Annotated in this window: 18 protein-coding genes and 1 tRNA gene; 14 read left to right on the top strand and 5 right to left on the bottom strand. The window is 65.2% G+C overall.

Annotation, left to right across the window (positions count from 1 at the left end):
- Positions 1 to 2 precede the first annotated feature (2 nt).
- The 9 genes from AWB95_RS12880 (at position 3) to AWB95_RS12840 (ending at position 10,797) form a co-directional block, all read left to right on the top strand.
- A complete protein-coding gene (locus tag AWB95_RS12880; RefSeq protein ID WP_062539639.1) occupies positions 3 to 1,316 on the top strand; it encodes an MCE family protein in 1,314 nt (437 codons plus the stop codon).
- On the top strand, positions 1,313 to 2,353 hold the full coding sequence (locus tag AWB95_RS12875; protein WP_062539635.1) for a virulence factor Mce family protein: 1,041 nt from the start codon (positions 1,313 to 1,315) through the stop codon (positions 2,351 to 2,353). The genes AWB95_RS12880 and AWB95_RS12875 overlap by 4 nt, the downstream gene beginning before the upstream one ends.
- Entirely contained in the window at positions 2,350 to 3,909 is a 1,560-nt protein-coding gene (locus tag AWB95_RS12870; RefSeq protein WP_085168308.1) for an MCE family protein, read from the top strand. The genes AWB95_RS12875 and AWB95_RS12870 overlap by 4 nt, the downstream gene beginning before the upstream one ends.
- Positions 3,906 to 5,483 carry a virulence factor Mce family protein gene (locus AWB95_RS12865; protein WP_085168307.1) on the top strand — a complete coding sequence of 526 codons (1,578 nt, stop codon included), beginning with the start codon at positions 3,906 to 3,908 and terminating at the stop codon, positions 5,481 to 5,483. The genes AWB95_RS12870 and AWB95_RS12865 overlap by 4 nt, the downstream gene beginning before the upstream one ends.
- On the top strand, positions 5,480 to 6,613 hold the full coding sequence (locus AWB95_RS12860; protein WP_085168306.1) for a virulence factor Mce family protein: 1,134 nt from the start codon (positions 5,480 to 5,482) through the stop codon (positions 6,611 to 6,613). The genes AWB95_RS12865 and AWB95_RS12860 overlap by 4 nt, the downstream gene beginning before the upstream one ends.
- On the top strand, positions 6,607 to 8,157 hold the full coding sequence (locus AWB95_RS12855; RefSeq protein WP_062541132.1) for an MCE family protein: 1,551 nt from the start codon (positions 6,607 to 6,609) through the stop codon (positions 8,155 to 8,157). The genes AWB95_RS12860 and AWB95_RS12855 overlap by 7 nt, the downstream gene beginning before the upstream one ends.
- 86 nt (positions 8,158 to 8,243) lie before the next feature.
- Positions 8,244 to 8,696 (top strand): universal stress protein, encoded by a 453-nt coding sequence (locus tag AWB95_RS12850; protein WP_062541131.1) that lies wholly within the window; start codon positions 8,244 to 8,246, stop codon positions 8,694 to 8,696.
- Between the two features lie 610 nt (positions 8,697 to 9,306).
- The gene (locus AWB95_RS12845; protein WP_139818496.1) at positions 9,307 to 10,242 is read left to right on the top strand and encodes an ImmA/IrrE family metallo-endopeptidase; all 936 of its coding nucleotides are present in this window, start codon (positions 9,307 to 9,309) and stop codon (positions 10,240 to 10,242) included.
- A gap of 180 nt (positions 10,243 to 10,422) precedes the next feature.
- Positions 10,423 to 10,797: a hypothetical protein gene (locus tag AWB95_RS12840; protein ID WP_139818495.1), complete on the top strand. Its 375-nt coding sequence runs from the start codon at positions 10,423 to 10,425 to the stop codon at positions 10,795 to 10,797.
- Positions 10,798 to 11,003: 206 nt separating this feature from the next.
- On the opposite strand, the gene AWB95_RS12835 is transcribed toward AWB95_RS12840, so the two are convergent.
- Positions 11,004 to 11,075: transfer RNA gene (locus AWB95_RS12835), tRNA-Thr, on the bottom strand.
- 27 nt (positions 11,076 to 11,102) lie between these two features.
- On the bottom strand, positions 11,103 to 11,828 hold the full coding sequence (locus AWB95_RS12830) for a hypothetical protein (RefSeq protein ID WP_085168305.1): 726 nt from the start codon (positions 11,826 to 11,828) through the stop codon (positions 11,103 to 11,105).
- Positions 11,829 to 11,955: 127 nt separating this feature from the next.
- On the opposite strand from AWB95_RS12830, the gene AWB95_RS12825 reads away from it, so the two are divergent.
- From AWB95_RS12825 to AWB95_RS12815, 3 genes are read left to right on the top strand one after another with little or no spacing between them, the layout of a single operon-like run.
- Positions 11,956 to 12,675, top strand: coding sequence for a response regulator transcription factor (locus tag AWB95_RS12825; RefSeq protein ID WP_062540761.1), 720 nt, complete (start codon positions 11,956 to 11,958; stop codon positions 12,673 to 12,675).
- A gap of 3 nt (positions 12,676 to 12,678) precedes the next feature.
- The gene (locus AWB95_RS12820; RefSeq protein ID WP_062540762.1) at positions 12,679 to 14,112 is read left to right on the top strand and encodes a sensor histidine kinase; all 1,434 of its coding nucleotides are present in this window, start codon (positions 12,679 to 12,681) and stop codon (positions 14,110 to 14,112) included.
- Between the two features lie 40 nt (positions 14,113 to 14,152).
- The gene (locus AWB95_RS12815; RefSeq protein WP_062540763.1) at positions 14,153 to 14,839 is read left to right on the top strand and encodes a hypothetical protein; all 687 of its coding nucleotides are present in this window, start codon (positions 14,153 to 14,155) and stop codon (positions 14,837 to 14,839) included.
- Here the strand turns inward: AWB95_RS12815 and AWB95_RS12810 are convergent, their stop codons facing one another.
- The gene (locus AWB95_RS12810) at positions 14,840 to 15,244 is read right to left on the bottom strand and encodes an HIT family protein (protein ID WP_062540783.1); all 405 of its coding nucleotides are present in this window, start codon (positions 15,242 to 15,244) and stop codon (positions 14,840 to 14,842) included.
- Between the two features lie 82 nt (positions 15,245 to 15,326).
- Between AWB95_RS12810 and AWB95_RS12805 the strand changes: the two genes are divergently transcribed.
- Both AWB95_RS12805 and AWB95_RS12800 read left to right on the top strand, forming a co-directional pair.
- Positions 15,327 to 15,770, top strand: a complete 444-nt coding sequence (locus AWB95_RS12805) for an XRE family transcriptional regulator (protein WP_198157814.1) — start codon at positions 15,327 to 15,329, stop codon at positions 15,768 to 15,770.
- Positions 15,771 to 15,853: 83 nt separating this feature from the next.
- Positions 15,854 to 16,123 (top strand): HepT-like ribonuclease domain-containing protein, encoded by a 270-nt coding sequence (locus tag AWB95_RS12800; RefSeq protein ID WP_062540764.1) that lies wholly within the window; start codon positions 15,854 to 15,856, stop codon positions 16,121 to 16,123.
- On the opposite strand, the gene AWB95_RS12795 is transcribed toward AWB95_RS12800, so the two are convergent.
- Entirely contained in the window at positions 16,120 to 16,998 is an 879-nt protein-coding gene (locus tag AWB95_RS12795) for an SDR family NAD(P)-dependent oxidoreductase (RefSeq protein ID WP_062540765.1), read from the bottom strand. The two genes, AWB95_RS12800 and AWB95_RS12795, sit on opposite strands and share 4 nt — an antisense overlap.
- On the bottom strand, positions 16,995 to 17,420 hold the full coding sequence (locus AWB95_RS12790; protein ID WP_062540766.1) for a ketosteroid isomerase family protein: 426 nt from the start codon (positions 17,418 to 17,420) through the stop codon (positions 16,995 to 16,997). The genes AWB95_RS12795 and AWB95_RS12790 overlap by 4 nt, the downstream gene beginning before the upstream one ends.
- Positions 17,421 to 17,431 lie beyond the last annotated feature (11 nt).

Below are 17,431 nucleotides of genomic sequence, written 5' to 3'. Positions count from 1 at the left end.
TGATGACGACGCGGGTCCAGGGCAAGGTCAACAAGCCGCGTATCCCTCCGTACAAGACGGCCGCGGTGGTCTTCTTGTTGGTCGCTGCGATGGTTCTGACGTTCGTGTGGTTGCAGTTTCGCGGCTTGCTCACACCGAAGACCAAGTTGACCATGGTGGCTCCCCGGGCGGGCCTGGTGATGGATCCGGGGTCGAAGGTCACCTACAACGGGGTGGAAATCGGCCGGGTGGCCCGTATTTCGGAGGTCCAGCGCGACGGAGCGCCAGCGGCCGAAGTCGTGATGGATGTGAATCCGAAATACCTCCCGCTGATTCCGGCCAATGTGGCCGCCAGCATCAGGGCGACGACAGTGTTCGGCAACAAGTACGTGTCGTTGACATCGCCGAAACACCCTGTGCCGCAGCGCATCAACCCACGGCGCGTGATCGATGCCATATCGGTGACGACGGAGTTCAATACCTTGTTCGAGACGCTCACCTCGATCACGGAGAAGGTGGACCCGGTCAAGGTGAACCTGACCCTGGCCGCCGCCGCGGAGGCGCTGAACGGGCTGGGCGACAAGTTCGGCCAGTCGATCGTCAACGCCAACGCCATCCTCGACGACATCAATCCTCGAATGCCGCAGGTCCGCCACGACATTGCGCAGCTGGCAGCGCTCGGCGACACGTACGCCAACGCCGCACCGGATCTGTTCGACGCCCTCAACAACGCCGTGATTACGGCGCGCACGCTGCACCGGCAGGAAGCCGACCTCGATGCAACGTTGCTGGCCGCCGCCGGGGTGGGCAACACCGGCCAAGACATCGTCGCCCGCGGCGGACCTTACCTGCAACGGGGGATCGCCGATCTGGTGCCCACCGCCGAGCTCCTCGACACCTACAGCCCCGAGATCTTTTGCATGATCCGCAATTACCACGACGCCGAACCCAAGACCTATGAGACGACGGGCGGCGGCAACGGCTACGCGCTGAAAACCATGACCGAGCTGATGTCGGGGCTGGGAGGCATCCTGACTCTTCCCGGGCTGGCCGGCGCATCAGCTACGATGGGCGCCCTCGGGCTAGCCGGGCTGGTCGGCGGAGCGCCGAATCCCTATGTCTACCCGGACAATCTGCCGAGAGTTAACGCTCGCGGCGGTCCGGGAGGCGCGCCGGGTTGCTGGCAGCCCATCACCCGGGATCTGTGGCCGGCGCCCTGGCTGGTGATGGACACCGGCGCCAGCCTTGCGCCGTATAACCACATCGAAACCGGCTCACCGTACGCAATCGAATACGTCTGGGGCCGCCAAGTGGGAGACAACACGATCAATCCATGAAAACTACCGGCAACGCAATCAAACTCGGCATCGTCTCGTTGGTGCTGCTGCTGATCACCGTGTCGATCGTCGTGGTGTTCGGTCAGATGCGGTTCAACCGCACCAACAGCTACACCGCGGAGTTCAGCAACGCAAGCGGCCTGCGCAACGGTCAGTTCGTCCGTGCCTTCGGCGTGGAGATCGGCAAGGTCAAAAAGGTGCGGCTGGTCGAGGGCGGCACGCGGGTGCGGGTGGACTTCGACGTCGACCGCTCGGTGCCGCTCTACCAGTCCACGACAGCGCAAATCCGCTACCTCAACCTGATCGGCGACCGCTACGTGGAACTCAAACGCGGCGACGGCGAGGGCGCGGACCGGATCCTGCCGGCCGGTGGATTCATCCCGCTGTCTCGGACGTCGCCTGCACTTGATCTCGACGCTCTGATTGGTGGTTTCAAGCCCCTGTTCCGTGCCCTCGATCCGGAGAAGGTCAACACCATCGCGTCGGCCATCATCACCGTGTTCCAGGGCCAGGGCGGCACTATCAACAACATCTTGGACCAAACCGCCCAAGCCACTTCGCATATCGCGCAGCGAGATCATGCGATCGGCGAGGTGATCAAGAACCTGAACGTCGTGCTCGACACCACCGTCAAGCACCGCAAGGAGTTCGACCAGACCGTCGACAACCTCGAGCGACTGATCACCGGACTGCGCAATCGCGCTGATCCGCTGGCCGCCGGCACCGCCCACATCAGCGACGCCGCCGGCACGGTCGCAGACCTGCTGGCCGACAACCGCGCCCTGCTCCACAAAGAAATCGACTACCTGCAGACTTTCCAGCAGCCCCTGATCGACCAAAGTGATCAGCTCAGCGATCTGATCCACAACTGGCCGATCGCACTCAACCTGATCGGACGCAGCATCGGCCTCTACGGCGACTGGGTCAACTTCTACGTCTGCGATGTCACGATCAATTGGAACGGACTGCAACCCGGCGGCCCGGTCCGCACCGTCAGGATCTGGCAGCAGCCCACGGGCAGGTGTACGCCGCAATGAGAACGCTCACCGAATTCAACCGCTTCCGTGCAGGGCTTACGGGCGTGGTCGTGCTGGTGCTCGTAGCCGTTGTGGGCCAAAGCTTCACCAGCGTGCCGATGCTGTTCGCCAGCCCGAGCTACTACGGGCAGTTCGCCAACACCGGTCAACTGAACAAGAACGACAAGGTGCGCATCAGCGGCGTGGACGTCGGCACGGTGCAGGCGCTCAACATCGAAGGCGACCACGTCGTGATCAAGTTCTCGATCGGCGCCAACACCATCGGCACCGAGAGCCGGCTGGCGATCAAGACCGACACCATCCTGGGCAAGAAGGTGCTCGAGATCGAACCGCGGGGAACCGAAACATTAAAAGCAGGAAGCGTTTTGCCGCTAGGTCAAAGCACCACCCCGTACCAGATCTACGACGCGGTCTTCGACGTCACCAAGGCGGCAACCGGCTGGGACGTCGACACTGTCAAGCGGTCGCTGAACGTCTTGTCGCAGACCATCGACCAGACCTACTCGCACCTGAGTCCCACCCTCGACGGGCTGACCAAACTTTCCGACACCATCGGCAAACGCGACGAAGAGGTCAAACATCTGCTGACGCAGGCCAACAAAGTTGCCAATGTGCTCGGTGACCGCAGCGAGCAGATCAACCGGCTGCTGGTCAACGCCAAGACGCTGCTGGCCGCGTTCAACGAACGCGGACGGGCCATCGACGCGCTGCTGGGCAACATTTCCGCGTTCTCGCGCCAGGTGCAGGGCGTCATCAACGACAACCCGAATCTCAATACCGTGCTGGAGCAGTTGCGCACCCTCAGCGACGTGCTGGTGGCACGCAAAGCCGATCTCGCGGAAGGCCTCAAGACCGTCGGTCAATTCGCCGCATCGCTGGGAGAATCCGTCGCGTCAGGCCCTTACTTCAAGATCGTGCTGGCCAATTTGCTGCCGTACTGGATCTTGCAGCCGTGGGTGGATGCCGCATTCAAGAAGCGCGGGATCGATCCCGAACACTTCTGGGAGACTGCGGGATTGCCCGCGTTCCGCTTCCCCGACCCCAATGGCGCCCGGTTCCCCAACGGCGCGCCGCCGCCCGCGCCGCCGGTGGCCGAGGGTACGCCCGATCACCCCGGGCCGGCCGTCCCGCCGGGATCGGCGTGTTCGTACACCCCGCCGCCGGACGCGCTGCCGCGGCCGTGGAACCCGCTGCCGTGTGCGGCCGTCGACGTTGGACCGTTCGGGGGTAGTTTCCCGTCGCCGATCGACGTCGCGACGTCGCCGCCGACCGCGAACGGTCTGCCGCCGACGCCGGGGATCCCGATCGCAGGGCGGCCAGGTGAGCCGCCTCCGGACGTTCCCGGCATACCGGTGCCGTTGCCCGCCAACGCCCCACCGGGGGCGCGCACGGAGAACCTGCAACCGGCAGGTCCGACCCCGCCGCCGTCGACGTTCGCGCCGGGGCTGCCCCCGGGGCCGCCCGCCCGTCCTGGGCCGGGGGAGCAGTTACCGGCACCGTTCATCACGCCGGGTGGAACCGGGGGCAGCGGAATCACGGGAGGTAGCCAGAATTGAGCAACATCTTCCGGACCCGCAACGCGCGGATGGCCTCGGTGATCACCGGATCGCTTGCGGCCGTGGCGATTTTGGCCGTCGGCTTCGCCGGTGTGCGGCTCTACCACAAGTTGACCAGCAACACCGTCGTCGCGTACTTCCCGGAGGCCAATGCGCTCTATTCCGGGGACAAGGTCCAGATCATGGGGATTCGCGTCGGCTCAGTCGACAAGATCGAGCCTGCCGGCGACAAGATGAAGGTGACCTTCCACTACAGCAACAAATACAAAGTGCCCGCCGACGCGTCCGCGGTGATCGTGAACCCCACCGTGGTGGCGTCGCGCAGCATCCAGTTGGAGCCTCCCTACAAAGGTGGCCCCGTGCTGACCGACAACGCGGTGATTCCGATCGAGCGCACCGCGGTGCCGACGGAATGGGACCAGCTGCGCAACGGCGTCGCCAACATCATCGACAAGCTCGGCCCGACGCCCGAGCAGCCCAAGGGGCCGTTCGGTGATCTCATCGAATCGTCCGCCGACGGGTTGGCCGGCAAGGGCAAGCAGATCAACGCCACGCTGGAGAGCCTGTCGCGGTCGCTGAACGCACTGAACGAGGGCCGCGGCGACTTCTTCGCGGTGGCACGCAGTCTTGCGATGTTCGTCAACGCGCTGCACAAAGACGACCGCCAGTTCGTCGCATTGAACGACAACCTGGCCCAGTTCACCGACAGGCTGACCGGATCCGACCGCGACCTGGCCAATGCGATACAACAATTCGACAGCCTGCTCTCCACGCTGCGCCCGTTCCTGGCCAAGAACCGCGAGGTGCTCGCGCACGACGTCGACAACCTCGCCAACCTGACCAACACCCTGGTCCAGCCCGAGCCGCTGAATGGGTTGGAGACCGGCCTGCACGTGCTGCCCACGCTGCAAGCGAACCTGGGCGGGATCTACCACCCGTCGCACGGCGCGGTCATGTCCATTCCGGCAATCCCGAACTTCACCAACCCAATGCAGTTCATTTGCAGCATGATTCAGGCCGGCAGCCGGCTCGGCTATCAAGATTCCGCCGAACTGTGTGCGCAGTACCTGGCGCCGATCCTGGATGCGATCAAGTTCAACTACTTGCCGTTCGGCCTCAACCCGTTCAGTACCGCCGAGACGCTGCCCAAGGAAGTCGCCTATTCCGAGCCGCGGCTGCAGCCGCCGCCCGGCTACAAGGACACCACGGTTCCAGGCATCTGGGTGCCCGATACCCCGTTGTCGCACCGCAACACTCAGCCCGGCTGGGTTGTGGCGCCGGGGATGCAGGGCACGCAGGTAGGTCCGGTCACGGCGAGCCTGCTGACCCCCGAATCGCTGGCCGAGCTGATGGGCGGACCCGATGCCCCGCCGCCGGCCCCGGGGTTACAAACCCCGCCGGGACCGCCGAACGCCTACGACGAGTACCCGGTGGTGCCACCCATCGGCGTGCAGGCTCCGCAGGTACCGGTCCCACCGCCACCGCCCGCACCGGGTGTGGTGGCGGGACCGGTCGCGCCGGCGCCCGCGCCGGGCCCTGCCGGGGCGCCGCTACCCGCCGAGGCCGGCTCATGAGGCGCGGGCTGGCCCTGTTGGTGGCTGCGGTCGCACTGACGTCGTGCGCGAATTGGCATGGCATTGCGAATGTTCCGATGCCCGGCGGGCCCGGCACCGGAGCCGACGCCTACACCGTCTACGTGCAGATGCCCGACACACTCGCCCTGAACGACAACAGCCGGGTGCGGGTGGCCGATGTCTTTGTCGGCACGGTCCGCGCGATCAAGCTGAAGAACTGGGTCGCCACGCTGACGCTGGGTCTGAACAAGAACGTCAAGCTCCCCAAGAACGCCACGGCCAAGATCGGGCAGACCAGCCTCCTCGGCTCTCAGCATGTGGAGTTGGCCGCCCCGCCCAACCCGTCGCCGGAGCTGCTGAAGGACGGCGACACCATCCCGCTGAAGAACTCGTCGGCGTATCCCACGACCGAACAGACGCTGGCCAGTATCGCAATCATCTTGCGCGGCGGCCACATTCCGAACCTCGAAGTGCTGCAGGACGAGATCTACAACATCGTCAACGGGCGGGCCGAGCAGATCCGTGCCTTCCTCGGCAAGCTGGACACCTTCACGGCCCGGCTCAACGAGCAACGAGATGACATCACCCATGCCATCGATTCGACCAACCGGCTGTTGGCGTACGTGCGTTCCCGCTCGGACGTCCTGGATCGCGTTCTCACCGAATTCCCGCCGCTGGTCGAACATTTCGCAGACAAACAGAACCTGCTGATCAACGCAGTCGACTCGGTGGGGCGGCTCAGCGAGCTCACCGACCAGTACCTGTCCCCTTCGCGGGGCAACCTGCACCAGGATCTGGTGTCGCTGCAGTGCCCGTTGCGGGAACTCGGCCGTGGCTCACCCTATTTGATCCGCGCGCTCAAACTGATCCTCGCCCAGCCGTTCGACGTCGACTCCGTGCCGAAATCGTTCCGCGGTGACTACTTCAACTTGTCGCTGACGGCCGACCTGACCCTCAGCGCCGTCGACAACGCGATGCTCACCGGCACCGGATTCTCCGGAGCGCTGCGAGCGCTCGAGCAGTCGTGGGGCCGTGATCCCGACACGATGATCCCCGACGTGCGCTACACGTCCAACCCGAACGACGCTCCCGGCGGGCCGCTGGTCGAAAGGGCGGACCGGCAATGCTGACTCGCTTCGAGAGGCGCCAGCTGATCCTGTTCGGCATCCTGACCGCGATCATGGCCGTCGTGCTGGGCGGGTACTACCTGCGGCTTCCCAGCGTGGTGGGAATCGGTCAGTACACGTTGAAGGCGAACCTGCCCGCGTCGGGCGGTCTGTATCCCACGGCCAACGTGACGTACCGCGGCGAAACCATCGGCAAGGTCACCGCCGTCAAACCGACCGAAACCGGTGTGCAGGCGACACTGAGTATCGCCGGCCGGTACAAGATCCCCGTCGACGCAACCGCGAACGTGCATTCCGTGTCTGCGGTCGGTGAGCAGTATCTGGACCTGGTGTCGGCGGGCCGCGCCGGCACGTACTTCTCGCCGGGACAGACGATCACCGAGGGAAGCGTGCCGACCGAGATCGGGCCGGCTCTGGACGCCGCCAACCGCGGGCTGGCCGTGCTGCCCAAGGACAAGATCGCCGCACTGCTCGACGAGACAGCCCAAGCCGTCGGCGGACTGGGGCCCGCGCTGCAACGGCTGGTCGACGCGACCCAGGCCATTGCCGGCGACTTCAAGACCAACATCGGCGACATCGACGACATCATCGAAAACTCCGCGCCAATCCTTGACAGCCAAGTCAATTCGAGCGGCGCCATCCAACGCTGGTCGCACAACCTCGACATCCTGGCCGCGCAGACGGCCGACAACGACCAGCATGTGCAAAGCATTCTGAACCAGGGACCCGCCACCGCGGATCAAGTCAACGCGGTGTTCAACGACGTCCGCGAATCACTGCCGCAGACACTGGCGAATTTCGAAATCGTGCTCGACATGCTCAAGCGCTACCACAAGAACGTCGAGCAACTGCTGGTGGCATATCCGCAGGGCGCCGCGGCCGCCCAGACGGTGACGACAGCGTTCCCGGGCTACGCCTCGCTCGACAACGCGCTGACGATCAACCAGCCGCCGCCGTGTCTGACCGGGTTCCTCCCGCCATCTCAGTGGCGATCCCCGGCGGACACCAGCCCGGCGCCGCTGCCGTCGGGAACATATTGCAAGATCCCGCAGGACACACCCGCCAACGCTGTGCGCGGGGCGCGCAACATTCCGTGCGTCGACGTCCCCGGCAAGCGCGCCGCGACGCCACGGGAGTGCCGTGACCCCAAACCCTATGTCCCACTGGGAACCAACCCGTGGTACGGCGACCCCAACCAGATCCTCAACTGCCCGGCGCCGGGGGTGCGCTGCGACCAGCCGGTGAACCCGGGTCAGGTGATACCTGCGCCGTCGGTGAACAACGGACTCAACCCGGCGCCGGCAGACAAGGTGACGGGGACGCCGCCTCCCGTCAGCGATCCGCTGCAGCGGCCGGGGTCGGGGACCGTGGAGTGCAATGGTCAGCAGCCGAACCCCTGCGTCTACATCCCCAGCTGGCCTCCCACGGCTCTCTACAGTCCGCAGAGCGGCGAGTTGACCGGGCCCGACGGGGTCAAATACGCGGTGGAAAACTCGACCAGGACAGGAGACGAGGGATGGAAGGCGATGCTGGCACCGGGCCGCTAGGTGCGTTTCGCGGAATGGTGCTGCCTGCCCGCGTGGGGGCGTTACTGTCTGCGATGGGGAACTAGCCAACCGGGCGGGGAGGGCAAATGACGGCCTATCAGACCGTGGTGGTCGGTACCGACGGCTCGCAGTCGTCGCTGCGGGCAGTCGAGCGTGCGGCGCGGATCGCCGCCGAGGCGAACGCGAAGCTGATCATTGCGACCGGGTATCTCCCGCATGAGGACGATCCGCGCGCGGCCGACATCCTCGGCGACGAGGCCTACAAGGTGCGTGGCAACGCCCCGATCTATGCGATCCTGCGCGACGCCCGTGAGCGGGCCAAGGCGGCTGGGGCGAAGAACATCGAAGAGCGGCCGATTCAGGGTGCCGCGGTAGAGGCACTGGTTGACGCTGCCGGGGCGGCTAAGGCCGACCTGCTGGTCGTCGGCAATGTGGGACTCGACGCTCGTTCTGCGATCATCGGGCGCGTGTTCTCCATCCCCGGCAGCGTCGCCAGCAAGGCCAAGGTCGACGTGCTGATCGTGCACACCACGGGCTGACCCGGCTGAGGCCTGCGGGCCAGCTTCATCGTCGCAGCGAGGCATCACGCCGTCGACCGTCACGACGACGCCAAGAAACGTCTAGACGCCTATTTGCGTGACGAGTCGGCTAGCGGGAGTAATCCCCTGGAACCGAACGAGACACCGCCGCGTCACAACCGCTATGGAAGACGTGGAATGCACCATCGCCACCGTGGTACTTGACCTGACGACGCGGCCGCCCCGATGTGCGAGCGCCGCGCCGGCTGAACAGGAACTGCTGAATGGGCGGGCCTGCCTGTGGCCCCCGTCGCCGCGTCGTCCCTGATGGGGTTCCCAGGGGAGAGTCAGCAGGTTTTGTTGTAGAAACGCAATAGGTCTGTGTTAAATCGCCTGCTCAGGCGCGTTGGGATTTTCCCAACGCCTGGATACACTGGCTCTGTGGAGGCCGACATTGGCGAACGAGTTCGCGCATGTATTCAGGCGCTACAACCGCCACGTAGTCACCGTGCCATCGCCCAGTCGGTCAACATGACGCCTGACGCCTGACGCCTTCTCGCGGTCGCTTAGGGGTGAGCGATCCTTCTCGTCGATCGAGATAGCACGGCTCGCGGATGAGCTTGGTCAGGACGTGCATTGGTTAATCACCGGTGAACCTGATCCGATGCGCCCGCGTCTAGCTGCCCGGCACTTCTACGACCAAGATGCCCGCTGCGACGCCGTGCCGGACCACGAGCAAGACGAAGCAGTACTCCTCGATATTGCGCTTGCCTACCGGCAGGCGTTTCCGGATGACACAGGCTCTGACCGATGGAAGCTACCCGCGACAGTCGAAGAGATGCGTGGCTGGTTACAGCCGTCATTTGTTCGCCTATTCATCGATCGCGTCGAGCAGAATCTCGGCGTAGACGTGGTGCGCTTGAAGGAGATAACGACCTCCTACACGATGACGATTGGCAGCCACACCGTGATTGTGATCCCTGCATCCGGGAGTTGGTTTTACGAAAATTGGTCTATCGCACATGAATTGGGACACATTGCTGCTCAAGATATGGACGTCGACCTGCCGACCACAAAGCAGCGCGAACACGAGACCCGCGCAAATGCCTTCGCGGCTGAATTGCTCCTGCCGGCTCTCGACGTGAGGTCGGTAGCCTGGTCGACAATCACCGAATATGAGCTTGCGACTTTCATCTGGAACTACGGCGTTTCCGTTGTGGCGTTGCAGAATCGCCTTGCTGCTCTTCGCCTTCGGACACCCAAACTGATCGCGCAATGGGCGGCGGCGGGTACGTTCCGCCTTCTGCGAGCGGCGGGCAAGAACCTCGACGGCAAAGACACAGACCCCGAACATCTGGTAGCAAAACGGAGCCGGGACGCGAGTGAACGACGCTTCCCAATCGGCCTGCAAGAGGCCCATATGAAGCGCATCGCCGAAGGCCAGCTCGGCAACGAGACGCTCGCGTGGATGCTCGGCGTCGACGCGGATCGGCTCGATGAGATCGAAGCACCACCCGAACCGCCAACGGTGGATGCTGGTGCGCTCGCGAAGTTGCTGGACTTCTAAGCTTGCAGAGCCGAGAGCTGTGGTCGACTTCTTCTTCGCCGACAACACCGTACTGGTGTCCTTTGCGACCATAGGCCGGATGGATCTGCTTGAACGCTGTTTCGCGGTAAGGGCCGCTGGTGCCCAACCGTGCGCGATGAATGCTTCCGGTCGGCCCGGGAGCCCGAACTTGAATCCATCGTGCAGGCGGCGGATTTCCTCGGCGATCCGGTAGCGCCAACCAAATCAGAATTACAACTGACGCGACGATTTCGTGACCAGCTCGCCAGTCCGCAAGAACGCGACCCGACAAAGCACCTTGGCGAAGCGGAGACGTTGGCGGTCATGGTGCAGCGGCACCAGTTCGACATCTTCGTCACCGACTACCGCTCGGCAAGGCGGCTGGCGGCTAGGCACAACGTCGAGGTCGTCACCACGTTGACGCTGTTGCAGATGGTTGTCAGAGTGGGGCTCGCCGCGCCGGAGGATGTGTTGCAGTACCTGCGCCTGCTGCGTCCGCGCGGCGCCCCGATCGTCCGAGACGTTACCGACCTGCGTGCTTGGGCAGGTTGTTAGCGATTCGACATTCATCCATCGGCGCGGCCCACGGCGTTGGTGCGCCTAGAGTCGCACCGCTCGCTTCCGCAAAGCAGTCAGCAACCGTCCAAAATGGTCTGCCAATTGTTCGCCGTTGTGTCGTCGAGAGGTTAGTCGAACGCAGGTTCAGCGCAGCCGACATGTATTTGTGCAGGGAGGCATCGCGTACGTACCCCCGCGTGCGGAGCCTCCTGTCAGGATTGAACTGACGACCTACGCTTTACAAGAGCGTTGCTCTACCACTGAGCTAAGGAGGCCTATCTGACGGCAGCCAGCCTAACGGGTTATTCGTCGCCTTCGACGATGCGCTCGGAACGGATCGGCTGAGGCGGATAACGGCGTGGCGTGCGCCGCCGCATCGGAATGCGCTCGGCGATGTTGCTGAGCGGGTTGACCACCATCGTCAGGGCGACGACCGCGTCCTGCAGCGTGGCGATGGCCGGCTCCAGCGCCTCCATCCCCGGCGCCAGCCGGGCGAGGGTGTCGGCGACGTCGGTCAGCTGATCGAGCGGCCCGTGCCGCGCCGTCAGCTTGTCGATCAGGCCGCCCTCGGCGAGCAGCCGGTCGGCCAGCCCGTCCTCGGCGAGCACCCGTTCGATCAGCCCGTCGTCGGCGACCAGCTGATCCACCAGCCCGCCGGGCTTCAACGCGCGCTCCAGCCCGCCGCCCTCCTCGGTCAGCCTGTCGAGCAGGCCGCCGGGCGCGGTCAGCAGGTCGACGATCCCGCCCGGCCGCAGCAACCGGTCCACCGGACCGTCGGGTGCCAGGGCACGCCCCAGCGGGGCGTCGTCGTCCAATAGCCTGGCCAGCCGGTTGGCCCTGGTGATCGCATCGTCGATGCCGAACATGTGCGCGACCGCGTTGGGCCCGGTTTGCCCGCCCGCTTCACCGAGCGTTCGGTGCGCCACGCCGAGGGCCGCGGTCGCAACACCCAATCCCGCGTCGGCCGCCGCCAAGCCGACCCGCATGGGCGTGGTTGCCAGGGTCGCCAGGCTCTTGCCGAGGTTCATTCCCCGAGTCTATGCATTCAGTCGCGCGGTTAATGCAGGTAAGACCGGACATGCCAGGTATTGGATTCACAGGAACTCCACAGGTGCTCTGGAGGTAACGTTCAACCAAGTGCGAGGGAATGAGCACATGGCATCGGCAACCAGTGACGGAAACACCCCCGAGGCGCGGATCCTCGTCGTCGACGACGAGGACAACATCGTCGAGCTGCTCTCGGTCAGCCTCAAGTTCCAGGGCTTCGAGGTCTTCACCGCGACCAACGGCCCGGCCGCCTTGGACTTGGCGCGCGAGGTCAAACCGGACGCGGTAATCCTCGACGTGATGATGCCGGGGATGGACGGCTTCGGGGTGTTGCGCCGGCTGCGCGCCGACGGCATCGATGCGCCCGCGCTGTTCCTGACCGCCCGGGACTCGCTGCAGGACAAGATCGCCGGGCTGACTCTCGGCGGCGACGACTACGTGACCAAACCGTTCAGCCTTGAAGAAGTGGTCGCGCGGTTGCGGGTGATCCTGCGACGCGCCGGTAAGGGCGTCACCGAGCACCGCAACTCCCGGCTGACCTTCGCCGACATCGAACTCGACGAGGACACCCACGAGGTGTGGAAGGCGGGCGAGCCGGTGTCGCTGTCGCCGACCGAGTTCACGCTGTTGCGCTACTTCGTGATCAACGCCGGCACGGTGCTGAGCAAGCCGAAAATCCTCGACCACGTCTGGCGGTACGACTTCGGCGGCGACGTCAACGTCGTCGAGTCCTATGTGTCGTATCTGCGGCGCAAGATCGACACCGGGGAAAAGCGGCTGCTGCACACGCTGCGCGGCGTGGGATACGTGCTGCGAGAACCCCGATGACCGATGGGTAGACACCGTCGAGGAGCCCTGCCGCTGCGGGTGAGCCTCGTCGCCGCCACCTTGGTCCTGGTGGCATGCGGGCTGGCGACGTCGGGGGTCGCCGTCACTTCCATCTTGCGGCACAGCCTGATCAACCGCGTCGACCAGAACCTGGAAGACGCGTCGCGCGGCTGGGCGCAGGCGCCGCGGCGGATCTCGCCGCACGCCAACGAGCGGCCGAACGCCGACCGGCCGCCGACCAACTTCTACGTGCGCAGCATCGGCCGCGACGGGCGCACCTGGACCGTGGTCAACGATCGCAACGCCGAGCCTGCGATCCCGGAGAACAACGACGTGGGCCCGGAGCCCACTACGGTCGGATCGGTCGATAACTCGGGTGTGCAGTGGCGGGCGGTGTCGGTGCGCGGGCCCCTGGGCCGGCTGATCACGGTCGCCTATGACCTTTCCGATGTGCAGCACACGGTGCGCGCACTGGTGTGGTTGCAGGTGGGCATCGGCGCGGCGGTGCTGCTCGTCATCGGCGTTGCGGGTTACGCGGTGGTGCACCGGAGCCTGCGGCCGCTGATCGAAGTCGAACAGATTGCGGCGGCGATCGCCGGCGGACAACTCGATCGCCGCATCCCGGAGCGGGATCCCCGCACCGAGGTGGGCCGACTTTCGTTGGCGCTCAACGGAATGCTGGCGCGACTCCAGCAAGCGGTGGCGTCGTCGGAGTCCTCGGCGGAGCAGGCGCGCACGTCGGAGGAACGGATGCGACGGTTCATCACCGACGCCAGCCACGAGCTGCGGACACCGCTGACCACGATCCGCGGCTTCGCCGAGTTGTATCGCCAGGGCGCTGCCCGCGACGTGGAGATGCTGATGTCACGGATCGAGAGCGAATCGCGCCGGATAGGCCTGTTGGTCGACGACTTGCTGCTGCTGGCCCGCCTCGACGCGCAACGACCCCTCGAGCAGCGCCGGGTCGACCTGTTGGCGCTGGCCAGCGACGCCGTGCACGACGCGCAGGCGATCGCGCCGGAACGCAGCATCGCGATGGACGTGCTCGACGGCCCCGGCACGCCGGAGGTGCTCGGCGACGAGGCCCGGCTGCGCCAGGTGTTGAGCAACCTGATGGCCAACGCGCTGCAGCACACCCCGGAAAGCGCCGACATCACCGTGCGCGTCGGCACCGACGGCGACAACGCCGTGCTCGAGGTCGCCGACGAGGGTCCCGGCATGAGCCAGGAGGACGCGGCCCGCGTATTCGAGCGGTTCTATCGCACCGACTCGTCGCGGACGCGGTCCAGCGGCGGCACCGGACTGGGGCTGTCCATCGTCGACTCGCTGGTGCACGCGCACGGCGGCACCGTCTCGGTGACCACCGCGCCGGGCGAGGGCTGCCGCTTCCGGGTCAGCCTGCCGCGGGTGGCCGAAGTGCCCGCGCATGTCGGCTGAGCGGGACAAATAAGCCGGTTCGCGGAGATACAGTCACGCAATGGCCGGTTCGATGCCGAATGACGACGACCGCGACTCGACGGCCGCACTCGCGGCGTTGTATGCGGCAGAGCGAACCGACGTGCAAAACATTCTCGGCCACGCACTGACCTTGGTGAGCGTCCTGGTGGCCTACGCCACGGTCATTGGTGCGGTCTGGGCGACGCGGCCCGATACCGTCCCGCACTATTTGATCCCGGTGATTCCGCTACCTGCATTGCTGGTCATCGCGTGGCACTCGCAGCTGAACAGTCGGGTGTGGGCGCACAATCAGGTCATCTTCATTCTCGAGCAGCGGCTCTTGGACCAGATCCCCAGCATCAAGAACCCCACCCGGCTCTGGATCGGGCACACCAGCGGACGGCTGGTCAACGAGATCCCAATCTTGTTGAAAGAGCGGCGTTTTGGGATGGCCGCAGCGAGCATTATCACCTACGGTGGCGTCCTGACAATCGTGTTGGCCCTCACGGTGTCGAGTCTGATGTTGCCTATTGTCGTCTACCAGGATTGGCAGTGGCTGGCGTGGACAATGGCGGCTGTTTACGCGATCGCACTGGTCCTATTGGCCGCCTCGTACAAGTCCACGTTCGGCGTCAACATCGAGACGATGGACGAGTGGGCGAAATCGGCCCACGCCACCTTTCCCGATCAATTCAAAACGACGCACGGCTACCGGGAAGGCAGCTGATCAGGTCAGCTCTGCCAGCGCGGCTTTGATCTTGGCCTGCGCCTCGTCGAGCGACGCCGGCGACGGGTTGCGGTCGACGTTGGCGAAGCCGAAGTCGCTGAGGCTGCGGGTGGGGAAGACGTGCACGTGCAGGTGCGGCACTTCGAGCCCGGCGATGATGACGCCGGACCGCTTCGTGTTGAAGGCGCGGCAGACCGCCCTGCCGATCAGTTGCGCCACCGTCATGATCCGGCCGAACGTCTCGCGGTCGACGTCTTGCCAGTTGTCGATCTCGGCGCGCGGCACCACCAGTGTGTGCCCCTGGGTCATCGGCTCGATGGTCAGGAACGCGACGATCTCGTCGTCCTCGTAGACGAACCGCCCGGGGATTTCGCGGTTGATGATCTTGGTGAAGACAGTGGCCATGCACCACAGCATATGAGGCGTGGATCATTACGTCGCGGTCGCGCAAGCCCCAGATCGTCATATCAAGTGATATACTCGCGGAGTGAACGACGTGCGCGACCTTCGGCTCGCGGCGGGGCTGACCCAAGACGAGTTGGCGGCACGATCCGGTGTCGCGCAACCGAACATCGCGGCATACGAAACTGGGCAGCGCACTCCGTCCGCGGCGATGCTCACGCGTCTACGCGACGCCGCCAAGCCTCGGCCGTCGGCGCTGCTCGCCAAACACCGCCATGAAATCATTGCTCTGGCTCGGCGGCACAAGGCAAGTCACGTGCGCGTGTTCGGCTCTGCGGCGCGCGGAGAGGATGTATCCGGCAGCGACATCGACTTGGTTGTGCGGTTCTCACCCGATGCCGACGTCTTCGACCTCGCCGACCTGACAGCCGCTTTGGAAGAGCTGACTGGACTGCACGTGGACGTAGTGTCGGATCGTGGACTTCGTGCGGGGCCAAACGCGATTACCGCCGAGGCGCGGCCCTTGTGAGGAAATCTTCTGAGCCACAACGAGATCGCACGGTCGCGATACTCGAGGACCTCATCCGGTTCACGGACACCGCCGCTCGGCTTGTGACGCGAGGGAAGAGCGTCTACGACTCCGACGAGGCGGTGCGGCTAGCTGCCGAGGCTATCTTGCACAAGATCGGTGAGGCGGTCGCCCGCCTGCCTGACGAATTCGTCGGCACGCACCCGGATGTGGCCTGGCGAAGCATGAAGGCCACGCGCAATATCGTTGCCCACCGATACGACCAGGTTGACTACGAAATCATCTGGAATGCGCTGGCGCGTCGGCTACCCGTCGAAGCCGACCGGATCAGGCTGATCCTCGAGAATCGCTAGCTTCGACGGTCTTGAATTAAGTCGTGCACCTCCTGCACCGACCAAGGCGGCGAGTCGTGGTGGTCCCGGTACGCGATGACGGCGGGTGCGGGCCGCGGGAATCGTCCCACGAAACCGCCTGACGCGACGAAGATTTCACCGGTCACCTGTGCGGCGAGGTCGCTGGCCAGGTACGCGTACAGCGGCGCCACGTAATCCGGTGGTGCGACGTCAAGCGACCCGTGCATGCTGACCTCGTCCAGCAGGCCTCGCCGGTGCAGGTCTTTGATGTGGGCTTCGTAGTCCGGCCCGGTCGACAGCCTGGTCCTCGCGCCGGGGCACACCACGTTGGCCCGTACCTTGTGTTGCTTGAGTTCCGCGGCGATCGCCAGTGTGAGGCTGTTGACGCCGCCCTTGCCGGCCGGATAGCCGGTGCCGCCGTAATCGCCGAGGAACGCCGACGAGCTGGTGTTGACGATGCTGCCACCGCCCTGCGCGACCATCTTTGGCGCGGCCGCCCGGCAGGTGGCGAACACGGTGCCCAGGTGTGCGTCGAGCAGTTCGCGGAACTGTGCCGGGGCGATGTCGAGAATCGACGAACCTGCCGGCTCGGCGATGCCCGCGCAGTTCACCAGGATATGGATGGCATCGAATTCGTCAATGCACCTGTCCACCAAGGCTTCTGCGACCGATTGGTCGGTCGGTGAGCCCGCGTGGGCCGCCGCGCGGCCGCCCGACTCGGTGATGGCTGCGGCGGTTTTGCGTGCCGCGTCGGGATCTCGGCCGTTGACCACCACGCCGGCGCCGTGTTGAGCCAGTAACGCTGCCACCGCCGCGCCGATCCCGCGCGACCCGCCGACCACGACCGCGCCGCGGCCGGCCAGCAGCGAACTCACTCGGCGTTGCCGAATGTCATCATGTCGAGGTTCCAGTAGCCGCGCATGTTGGTGATCAGGCCGGCGTCGTTGACCCGGTAGGTGAACACGCCACGCACACTGCTGGTGATGCCATTGTCGAACTTGCTGTCCAGCACGAGGATGTGCGCGATCTCGTTGGGGGAGCTGGACGGAAAGGTCTCCTCGCAGGTGATGGTCAGCCGGTTGGCGGCGATGTTGGTGTCGTAGAACTCCGCGACGCCGTCCTTGCCCCGCACGCCGGTGCCGTCGGGGTTGGTGACGGCCTTGCCGATCGGGTCCTCGATCACGACGTCGCTGGCCATCAGTGCAAGCCAGCCCTCCCGGTCGTGGGCCTGCACGCACCGCCACGACGCTTGTGAGGCGGCCAATGCGGGGGATTGCTGTACGGTTTCTTGCGACATCTCCAACTCCT

It is taken from the genome of Mycobacterium celatum (assembly GCF_002101595.1).
GTDB classification, from domain to species: Bacteria; Actinomycetota; Actinomycetes; order Mycobacteriales; family Mycobacteriaceae; genus Mycobacterium; species Mycobacterium celatum.
Note: the sequence above shows the minus strand (reverse complement) of the source record. Positions and strands in the feature narration are given on the sequence as shown.

Bases quoted from the DNA above. Each gene is read 5' to 3' on its own strand.
- AWB95_RS12880 (WP_062539639.1), top strand. From the start codon at position 3: ATGACGACGCGGGTCCAGGGCAAGGTCAACAAGCCGCGTATCCCTCCG.
- AWB95_RS12875 (WP_062539635.1), top strand. From the start codon at position 1,313: ATGAAAACTACCGGCAACGCAATCAAACTCGGCATCGTCTCGTTGGTG.
- AWB95_RS12870 (WP_085168308.1), top strand. From the start codon at position 2,350: ATGAGAACGCTCACCGAATTCAACCGCTTCCGTGCAGGGCTTACGGGC.
- AWB95_RS12860 (WP_085168306.1), top strand. From the start codon at position 5,480: ATGAGGCGCGGGCTGGCCCTGTTGGTGGCTGCGGTCGCACTGACGTCG.
- AWB95_RS12855 (WP_062541132.1), top strand. From the start codon at position 6,607: ATGCTGACTCGCTTCGAGAGGCGCCAGCTGATCCTGTTCGGCATCCTG.
- AWB95_RS12850 (WP_062541131.1), top strand. From the start codon at position 8,244: ATGACGGCCTATCAGACCGTGGTGGTCGGTACCGACGGCTCGCAGTCG.
- AWB95_RS12830 (WP_085168305.1), bottom strand. From the start codon at position 11,828: ATGAACCTCGGCAAGAGCCTGGCGACCCTGGCAACCACGCCCATGCGG.
- AWB95_RS12825 (WP_062540761.1), top strand. From the start codon at position 11,956: ATGGCATCGGCAACCAGTGACGGAAACACCCCCGAGGCGCGGATCCTC.
- AWB95_RS12820 (WP_062540762.1), top strand. From the start codon at position 12,679: ATGGGTAGACACCGTCGAGGAGCCCTGCCGCTGCGGGTGAGCCTCGTC.
- AWB95_RS12815 (WP_062540763.1), top strand. From the start codon at position 14,153: ATGGCCGGTTCGATGCCGAATGACGACGACCGCGACTCGACGGCCGCA.
- AWB95_RS12810 (WP_062540783.1), bottom strand. From the start codon at position 15,244: ATGGCCACTGTCTTCACCAAGATCATCAACCGCGAAATCCCCGGGCGG.
- AWB95_RS12790 (WP_062540766.1), bottom strand. From the start codon at position 17,420: ATGTCGCAAGAAACCGTACAGCAATCCCCCGCATTGGCCGCCTCACAA.